We start from the raw sequence: 8,704 nt of genomic DNA, 5'->3' as shown, positions 1-8,704 counted from the left end.
GCCGTCAGGCTGCGCTGGAGACCGTCAGGGCTCCCAACGGCGGCGCCTGCGTTGCAGGCGAGCGCAGCCTTACGGCAGCGGCAGTCTGCAATGCCGGTTCACACAGCGCAGCCACCGTTTGCCTTCCCCCCCCATCAACTGCTAAATACCTAGTGTGCGTCTGCGTTTGGCGTTCACCTTCCGCTGCCACTGCCGTTTGCTGGCAGCGTTTATATGGAATCCAGAATGACCCCAAGACAGGTAATCAACGCTTCGGTCAGCCCCAAGGGCAGCCTGGAGACACTTTCCCAACGTGAAGTGCAGCAGTTGAGCGAAGCCGGCTCCGGCAGTATCTACACGCTGTTCCGTCAATGCGCCCTGGCCATCCTCAATACCGGCGCCCATGTCGACAATGCCAAGACCATCCTCGATGCCTACAAGGACTTCGAGGTACGTATCCACCAGCAGGACCGCGGCGTACGCCTGGAACTGCTCAACGCCCCGGCCGACGCCTTCGTCGATGGTGAAATGATCGCCAGCACCCGGGAAATGCTCTTCAGTGCCCTGCGCGACATCGTCTACACCGAAAGCGAACTGGACCGCATGGCCATCGACCTGGAAAACTCCCAGGGCATCACCGACTACGTCTTCCAGCTGTTGCGCAACGCCCGCACCCTGCGCTCGGGCGTTGAGCCAAAAATGGTCGTGTGCTGGGGCGGTCACTCGATCAGCACCGAGGAATACCAGTACACCAAGAAGGTCGGCCACGAGCTGGGCCTGCGCAAGCTGGACATCTGCACCGGCTGCGGCCCTGGCGTGATGAAGGGCCCGATGAAGGGCGCGACCATCGCCCACGCCAAGCAACGCATGAGCAGCGGTCGTTACCTGGGCTTGACCGAGCCGGGCATCATCGCCGCCGAAGCGCCGAACCCGATCGTCAACGAGCTGGTGATCCTGCCGGACATCGAGAAACGCCTGGAAGCCTTCGTCCGCGTCGGCCACGGCATCATCATCTTCCCTGGCGGTGCCGGCACAGCCGAAGAGTTCCTCTACCTGCTGGGCATCCTGATGCACCCGGAAAACCGTGAACTGCCGTTCCCGGTCGTCCTCACCGGGCCGAAAAGTGCCGAGCCGTACCTACAGCAGTTGCATGCCTTCATCGGCGCAACCCTGGGCGAGGCGGCGCAGGCGCTGTACGAGATCATCATCGACGACCCGGCCCAGGTGGCGCGGCAGATGGTCGAAGGGTTGAAGGCGGTGAAGCAGTTCCGCCGCGAGCGCAACGACGCGTTCCACTTCAACTGGCTGCTGAAGATCGAGGAAGGTTTCCAGCGTCCGTTCGATCCGACCCACCAGAACATGGCCAGCCTGCAACTGAGCCGAGCCTTGCCGGCGCATGAGCTGGCGGCGAATCTGCGTCGGGCGTTTTCCGGGATTGTCGCCGGCAACGTCAAGGACAAGGGCATCCGCCTGATCGAGGAACACGGGCCGTACGAGATCCACGGCGATGCCGCAGTGATGCAGCCGCTGGACAAGCTGCTGCAAGCGTTCGTCGAGCAGCACCGGATGAAGCTGCCGGGCGGCGCGGCGTACGAGCCGTGCTATCGCGTGGTGAGCTGACAGGGTAAAAAGTGCGAGAAACGGGTCACACAGTATTGATGTGGCCCGTTTGGTTTGCTTGCGAGGTAGAAAACTACTCAATAACGACCTGTACCCTCTAGAAGGTGGCGTATTGCTGTAGAGAATGGCTCACTTGCTATCGCTTCCAGTTCACCTGCCAGCAATTCTTGCCATTCGTCTGTTGTGCATTCCGCCGCAAGACCGGCCAATTCCTCAGCTGTTTCCAGGTACCTCATTAATGAGGTGCGTCGCATGCTTCGGAGTTTTCCACCTGTGGCGTGAAGATTAAAAATGCGGAGGCTTTCTTCGGCACGCTGCTGGTCTAAGGGTGTAAGGTTTGCACGAACTCTAATGGTGCCGTCGCTGACGAAAACCCAATAATCGCTGGCGTCGTCAGTATCAGGCTTGATGAGTACGTTTGGATCATATCTGCCGCAGCTATCTTTATGGCCACCGCAACTTCCTTTTACATTGCATGAGCCGAATAGGTTTGACCATCTGAACGTTACACGAGCATCTCTACCTTTTTGGACAAAGTGCTCAATGTGTCGGGCGGTAGGTTCGATCAGTGATTCGCAGTACGCGCATCGGACATCTTGCATCATGGTGAGGTGGGCCCAGATTTCAGCTTTGTGCTCCGGTGTGACGTCTGCCCACAGTTGCTGGCCATGCTGATAATGGGCAAGGCAGCCTGGGGCTTCCTGGCGTTCAAGTTTTCGCACGCTATGACCTCACGCGCCGGATGTTTTTGAAGGACGTTTGTCCTTGAGTATTTGCAATCGAATCAAGCGCTGACAGTCAAGTAATTCCGGATGGCGCGTGCCGAAGTGCTCTGTAAGTCGGTGCAGGAGTTCGTTGGCTTCTGGGGTATCCTTGAGGCCTTGTTCAATGAGGGCCTTGTACTCGCTAAGTTGATGAGCCGCGGCAATGTCGGGGACAGGGTCTGTACCCATTACATCGGCCATTACATCAGAGCTGGCAACGCCTTGTGTTTGTTGTGTCACCAGACGAATGACAGTACGGGTTTGCCCACTGAGGGCGTCTTGTTCGCTGCTCAGTACCCTGATGCTAGCAGCGGGGACCGTACTGATAACCTGGGGGCTGTGGGTTGTGACGATGAATTGAATCTGCGGAAACGCTGAAGTGAGTTGCCCGATGACACGCTGCTGCCATGTGGGGTGCAGGTGCATGTCCACCTCATCAATCATGACAACGCCGACTGTTTTTAAGGCGGCGTCCAGTCCCAGGTGGGGGTTTAGTTTTATGCAGCGATAGGCAATATCTCCGACCATCGCCAATATGCTGCGGATGCCATCGCTGAGCATGTCAACATCAAGCGTTCCGTGCTGCGCATGGTGGAGGATCAAGGACTTTTGCTGGCTGACGCTGTACTCGAGAGTATTCCAACCCGTCGAGGGTTTGAGGAAACAGTCGATGGCCTGCTGTACCACTTGGATGCGTTGTCGCGCAATGTGCAGGTCGACTGCTGAACCGGGCCTCTCCAGCTGTTTTATCTGTTCTTCACGCAGACTTTCAAACGCCCAAATGAACCATTCCTTGAAGTGCTTATAAGAAGAGGCAGGGTCCAGACAGTTTACATAGGCGAAGGTGCGCACATAGAAATCAGTTTCAGCCGTGTCCTTTTTCCCGTAGTGCGTTTCCATTAGTCGCTTCTGTGACCACAGGCGGCCAGTACCGTAGTAACCGAAAACAGGCAGTGACGCGGGTGCATCCGAAGGTGAGCGGATCAGGCGCTGGAGTGTGCTCGCATAGTGTTTTAATTCAGCAGTACCCGACTCATCCTTGGTTTTGGTTCCCTTGGCTTCACTGTCTCGATAGCGGATCCATGTTTCACCCGGGCCGGTACCGAAATCCCCCTTCATCTGTACGCGAGAAGGGAGTTGGCGTGCCATGTCACCGCTGTCCAATTTCATGAGGCGGACATCGTCAATGGCGATACCGTTGCCGGGATCATTCAGCGCACTGCGTGCCAGGTCGTAACTGCTCACATAAGGCCAGAGGGCAACACGAACCGCATCGAGCAGTGCCGATTTACCTTGCCCATTTTCGGCAACCAGAACGGTGACTGAAGGGTGAAGATCGACTTCGACGCTTTCGAAACAGCGGAAATTTTGGAGTGTTAGTGTTTCGAGCTTCATGCTTGGTGCCTCGGCTGCCGGAGCCGTTGAATAGCGATGCAGGTTTGTGTAAGCGCAGATTCTACGGTCAATCTTGAAGGTACGAAAGGAAGGTAGGCCATTGGCGGCATATTGGTGAGTGTTGAAATAAATTGTGGAAAAACCCTAGCTGATGTGGGGCTTGGTCTGAACCGTAGGTTATTGATTTTGCGCCAATTTGTTGTTTTGACACGTTAATCATGGGCTGAAAAAGGATATCGGTCTTTTCAACGGTAATGTTCGGCTTCGGTTGCCGCCTCTCCTACCCCCCGCCTCACGTCTGATTTTTACAGACTCTTTATGCCTTCCCCATCCCCCGCATCTCGCCCCTTTACAGCCTCCCTCCCGACAATACCGGCAAGCGGCAACGAAGCCGCAGGACGGAGACTGATCATGAACATTCTGGACGGGGTGTCACTGCTGCTGGCAGTGGCGTTGTTTGGGTACCTGATGCTCGCGCTGCTGCGCGCCGATCGCCACTAGGAGCCACCATGCACAGTTACGATTACGCAGTGCTGCTGGCGTTCTTCGCCCTGGTACTGATTCCCGCGCCGTGGCTCGGACGTTTCTACTACAAGGTCATGGAAGGCAAACGCACGTGGATGTCACCCGTGCTCGGCCCGGTCGAGCGCGGCTGCTACCGGATTGCCGGTGTCGACCCCGGCAAAGAACAGAGCTGGCAGAAATACGCCGTGGCCTTGCTCGCCTTCAACCTCGCCGGTTTCCTCATGGTGTTCGGCGTACTGCAACTGCAAGGCTACCTGCCGCTGAACCCGCAGCACCTGCCAGGCCAGGAATGGTCGCTGGCGTTCAACACCGCCGTCAGCTTCATGACCAACACCAACTGGCAGTCCTACAGCGGCGAAGCCTCGGTCAGCTACCTGAGCCAGATGATCGGCCTCACCGTGCAGAACTTCGTCAGCGCCGCCACTGGCCTCGCCGTGCTGGTTGCCCTGTGCCGCGGCATCGCCCGGCGTTCGGCCAGCACCGTGGGCAACTTCTGGGTCGACATGACCCGCGCCACCCTCTATGGCCTGCTGCCGCTGTGCCTGCTGCTGGCGCTGTTCCTGGTGTGGCAGGGCGTGCCGCAAACCTTCACCGACTACGTCCATGCACTCACCCTGCAAGGCGCTGACCAGACCATCCCACTGGGCCCGGCCGCCAGCCAGATCGCGATCAAGCAACTGGGCACCAACGGTGGTGGCTTCTTCGGCGTCAACTCGGCGCACCCGTTCGAGAACCCGACCGCCTGGAGCAACCTGTTCGAGGTGTCTTCGATCATCCTGATCCCGGTGGCCCTGGTGTTCACCTTTGGCCACTACGTCAAGGACCTGCGCCAGAGCCGCGCGATCATCGCCTGCATGCTGGCGCTGTTCCTCATCGGTGGCGGTACGGCGCTGTGGGCCGAGTCCCAGGCCAACCCTGCGTTGAGCAACCCGCAGGTTGAACAGACCGCGCCGCTCGAAGGCAAGGAAAGCCGCTTCGGCACCACCGCCAGCGTGCTCTGGACCGTGACCACCACCGCTGCCTCCAACGGCTCGGTGAACAACATGCACGACAGCCTCAACCCGATCTCCAGCATGGTCGCGCTGGTCAACATGATGGTCGGCGAAGTGATCTTCGGCGGCGTCGGCGCCGGGCTCTACGGCATGCTGCTGAACGTGTTGATCGCGGTGTTCCTCGCCGGCCTGATGATCGGCCGCACCCCGGAATACCTCGGCAAGAAACTCCAGGCCCGCGAAGTGCAATTGCTGGTGGCGACCCTGCTGGTCATGCCCGTCGGCGTACTGGTGCTCAGCGCCCTGGCGACCAGCCTGCCAGGCCCGGCGGCAGCGGTGAGCAACCCCGGCGCGCATGGCTTCAGCCAGGTGCTGTACGCCTACACCTCGGCGTCTGCGAACAACGGTTCGGCCTTCGCCGGCTTCGGTGCCAACACCCCGTATCACAACGTGATGATTGGCCTGGGCATGCTGATTGGCCGCTTCGGCTACATCCTGCCGGTGCTGGCGCTGGCCGGTTGCCTGGCGATGAAAAAGTCCGCACCGGTCGGGCAGAACAGCTTCCCCACCCACGGCCCGTTGTTCGCCACCTTGCTGGTGGTGACCATCCTGCTGGTCGGTGGCCTGACCTTCCTGCCGGCACTGGCCCTGGGCCCGATTGCCGAACACCTGAGCATGGGCTTCTAAGGAGCTGATCATGAATATGCCGATTCCTGAAGTGAACGCGGCGCCGACTTCCACAGCGGCCCGCACCACCTTCGCCGCACTGTGGCGGCCCGCCCTGGTGCAGGCCTTCGTCAAGCTCGACCCGCGTCAGCTCAAACGCTCCCCGGTGATGCTGGTGGTGGAGCTGACCGCCATCTTCACCACGCTGCTGTGCTTTGTGCCGCAGAACGGGGTTACTACTGCGGTGGCGGTACAGATCGCCCTGTGGCTGTGGTTCACCGTGCTCTTCGCCAACTTTGCCGAGGCACTCGCCGAAGGCCGCGGCAAGGCCCGTGCCGACAGCCTCAAGGCGGGCAGCCAGGGCCTCACGGCGCGCCGCCGCAACAGTGCCGGGCGCTTCGAAGTCGTCGCCGCCAGCGCGCTGCGCAAAGGTGATGTAGTGCGCGTCGATGCCGGGGAAATGATCCCTGGCGATGGCGAGGTCATCGAGGGGATTGCCGCCGTCAACGAGGCGGCCATCACCGGTGAGTCCGCGCCGGTGATCCGCGAATCCGGTGGCGACCGCTCGGCCGTTACCGGCAACACCCGGCTGGTCTCCGACTGGCTGCTGATCCAGATCACCAGCAACCCGGGCGAGTCGACCCTGGACCGGATGATCGCCCTGGTCGAAGGCGCCAAGCGCCAGAAGACTCCCAACGAAATCGCCCTGGACATCCTGCTGATCGGCCTGACGCTGATCTTCCTGGTGGTGGTGGCGACGCTGCAACCGTTCGCTCATTTCGCCGGTGGCAGCCTGCCGATGGTGTTCCTGGTGGCCCTGTTGGTGACGCTGATCCCGACCACCATCGGCGGCTTGCTGTCGGCCATCGGCATCGCCGGCATGGACCGCCTGGTGCGCCTGAACGTGATTGCCCGTTCGGGGCGTGCGGTGGAAGCGGCCGGTGACGTGCACGTGCTGTTGCTCGACAAGACCGGCACCATCACCTTCGGCAACCGTCGTTGCAGCGCGGTGCTGGCCGCGCCGGGTGTCACCGCTCGTGAGCTGGCTGAAGGCGCCTTGCTGGCCTCGTTGGCCGACGACACCGCCGAAGGCAAGTCGATTGTCGAATACCTGCGCCAGTTGCATGACTTCAACGAGCCGGCAGCCGCGTTGCTGACCCCAGTGGCGTTCAGTGCTGAAACCCGCCTGTCGGGTGTCGACTTCGAGCAGCGCCGCTACCGCAAGGGCGCCGTCGATTCGCTGCTGGCCTTCGTCGGCATGCAGCGCCTGGACATGCCGGCGCCGCTGGCCCGCGAAGTGGACAAGATCGCCCAGAGCGGCGGCACGCCATTGCTGGTGTGCGTGGACAAGCGCCTGCTCGGCGTGATCCACCTCAAGGACGTGGTCAAGCCGGGCATTCGCGAGCGCTTTGCCGAGCTGCGCAAGCTGGGGATCCGCACCGTGATGGTGACCGGTGACAACCCGCTGACCGCTGCCGCGATTGCCGCCGAGGCGGGCGTTGATGATGTTCTGGCCGAGGCGACGCCGGAGAAAAAACTGGCGCGTATTCGCCAGGAGCAGAACGACGGCCGCCTGGTCGCCATGTGTGGCGACGGTGCCAACGATGCGCCGGCGCTGGCCCAGGCTGACGTCGGCATGGCGATGAACGACGGCACCCAGGCGGCGCGCGAGGCGGCCAACATGGTCGACCTCGACAGCGACCCGACCAAGCTGCTGGACGTGGTGCAGATCGGCAAGGAATTGCTGGTGACCCGGGGTGCGCTGACCACCTTCTCGATTGCCAACGACGTGGCCAAGTACTTCGCCATCCTGCCGGCGCTGTTCGCGGCGATCTACCCGCAGTTGGGCGTGCTCAACCTGATGCACCTGAGCAGCCCGCAGAGCGCGATTCTTTCGGCGATCGTGTTCAACGCCCTGATCATCGTGGTGCTGATCCCGCTGGCCTTGCGGGGCGTGCGGGTGCAGGCGGCGAGTGCTGCGCACCTGTTGCGCCGCAACCTGCTGATCTACGGGCTGGGCGGGCTGGTGGTGCCGTTCGTGGGGATCAAGTTGATCGACATGTTGTTGACCGCGTTGCAACTGGTCTGACTGAGGAATTGATGATGAGTACTGTCGTGCGTCCGGCCTTGAGCCTGATTCTGTTGATGACCCTGATTACCGGGGCCGTGTATCCGCTGGTGGTGACCGGGATTGCCCAGGTGGCGTTCCCCGAGCAGGCCAATGGCAGCCTGGTGCGTGATGACCAGGGGCAGGTGCGTGGCTCGGCATTGATTGCCCAGTCGTTCAAGGGCGATGCCTGGTTCCAGTCGCGGCCTTCGGCGGCGGATTACGCCACGGTGGCCAGCGGTGCGAGCAACCTGGCGCCGAGCAATCCGGCGCTGGCGACGCGGGTTGGCGAGGCGGCGGCCGAGCAGTATGTGGAAGGGCAGGGGCCGGTGCCGCTGGCCTTGCTGACCACCTCCGGCAGCGGCCTGGACCCGCACCTGCCGCCAGCGGCGGTGGCCTATCAGGTGGCGCGTGTGGCAGCGGCACGGCAAATCTCCGCCGAGGCCTTGCAAGGGCTGGTGGAGCAGTCCACCCTGCACCCGATGGTCGGGCCGCCGGTGGTGAATGTGCTGGCATTGAACACCGCGCTGGAGCAGGTTGCCCCGCTCAAGAAATGATATGAGCGGACGTGCTGAAAACCCTGTGGGAACCACACTTGCCTGGCAAGGCTGACGCCTTGCATCGCCGGCAATGCCGGCTCCCACAGGGATCACTGC

Annotated in this window: 7 protein-coding genes; 5 read left to right on the top strand and 2 right to left on the bottom strand. The window is 61.3% G+C overall.

Going from position 1 to position 8,704, the window contains the following annotated elements:
* Positions 1-225 precede the first annotated feature (225 nt).
* The gene (ppnN, locus tag M5G11_RS26530; RefSeq protein WP_273913925.1) at positions 226-1,599 is read left to right on the top strand and encodes a nucleotide 5'-monophosphate nucleosidase PpnN; all 1,374 of its coding nucleotides are present in this window, start codon (positions 226-228) and stop codon (positions 1,597-1,599) included.
* Between the two features lie 77 nt (positions 1,600-1,676).
* On the opposite strand, the gene ptuB is transcribed toward ppnN, so the two are convergent.
* A complete protein-coding gene (gene ptuB, locus M5G11_RS26525; protein ID WP_273913926.1) occupies positions 1,677-2,321 on the bottom strand; it encodes a retron Ec78 anti-phage system effector HNH endonuclease PtuB in 645 nt (214 codons plus the stop codon).
* A gap of 9 nt (positions 2,322-2,330) precedes the next feature.
* Positions 2,331-3,758 carry an AAA family ATPase gene (locus tag M5G11_RS26520; protein ID WP_273913927.1) on the bottom strand — a complete coding sequence of 476 codons (1,428 nt, stop codon included), beginning with the start codon at positions 3,756-3,758 and terminating at the stop codon, positions 2,331-2,333.
* 411 nt (positions 3,759-4,169) lie between these two features.
* Between M5G11_RS26520 and kdpF the strand changes: the two genes are divergently transcribed.
* From kdpF to kdpC, 4 genes are read left to right on the top strand one after another with little or no spacing between them, the layout of a single operon-like run.
* Positions 4,170-4,259 (top strand): K(+)-transporting ATPase subunit F, encoded by a 90-nt coding sequence (gene kdpF / locus M5G11_RS26515; protein WP_273913928.1) that lies wholly within the window; start codon positions 4,170-4,172, stop codon positions 4,257-4,259.
* Positions 4,260-4,267: 8 nt separating this feature from the next.
* Positions 4,268-5,962 carry a potassium-transporting ATPase subunit KdpA gene (gene kdpA, locus M5G11_RS26510; protein ID WP_273913929.1) on the top strand — a complete coding sequence of 565 codons (1,695 nt, stop codon included), beginning with the start codon at positions 4,268-4,270 and terminating at the stop codon, positions 5,960-5,962.
* Positions 5,963-5,972: 10 nt separating this feature from the next.
* The gene (gene kdpB, locus M5G11_RS26505) at positions 5,973-8,030 is read left to right on the top strand and encodes a potassium-transporting ATPase subunit KdpB (RefSeq protein WP_273913930.1); all 2,058 of its coding nucleotides are present in this window, start codon (positions 5,973-5,975) and stop codon (positions 8,028-8,030) included.
* Between the two features lie 14 nt (positions 8,031-8,044).
* Positions 8,045-8,605, top strand: coding sequence for a potassium-transporting ATPase subunit KdpC (kdpC, locus tag M5G11_RS26500; protein ID WP_273913931.1), 561 nt, complete (start codon positions 8,045-8,047; stop codon positions 8,603-8,605).
* Positions 8,606-8,704: the final 99 nt, after the last annotated feature.

Origin of the sequence: Pseudomonas fontis, from assembly GCF_028656955.1 — a bacterium.
In the GTDB taxonomy this organism is placed as follows: Bacteria; Pseudomonadota; Gammaproteobacteria; order Pseudomonadales; family Pseudomonadaceae; genus Aquipseudomonas; species Aquipseudomonas fontis.
The sequence above is the reverse complement of the archived record's forward strand: the minus strand, read 5'-3'. Positions and strand labels throughout refer to the sequence as shown.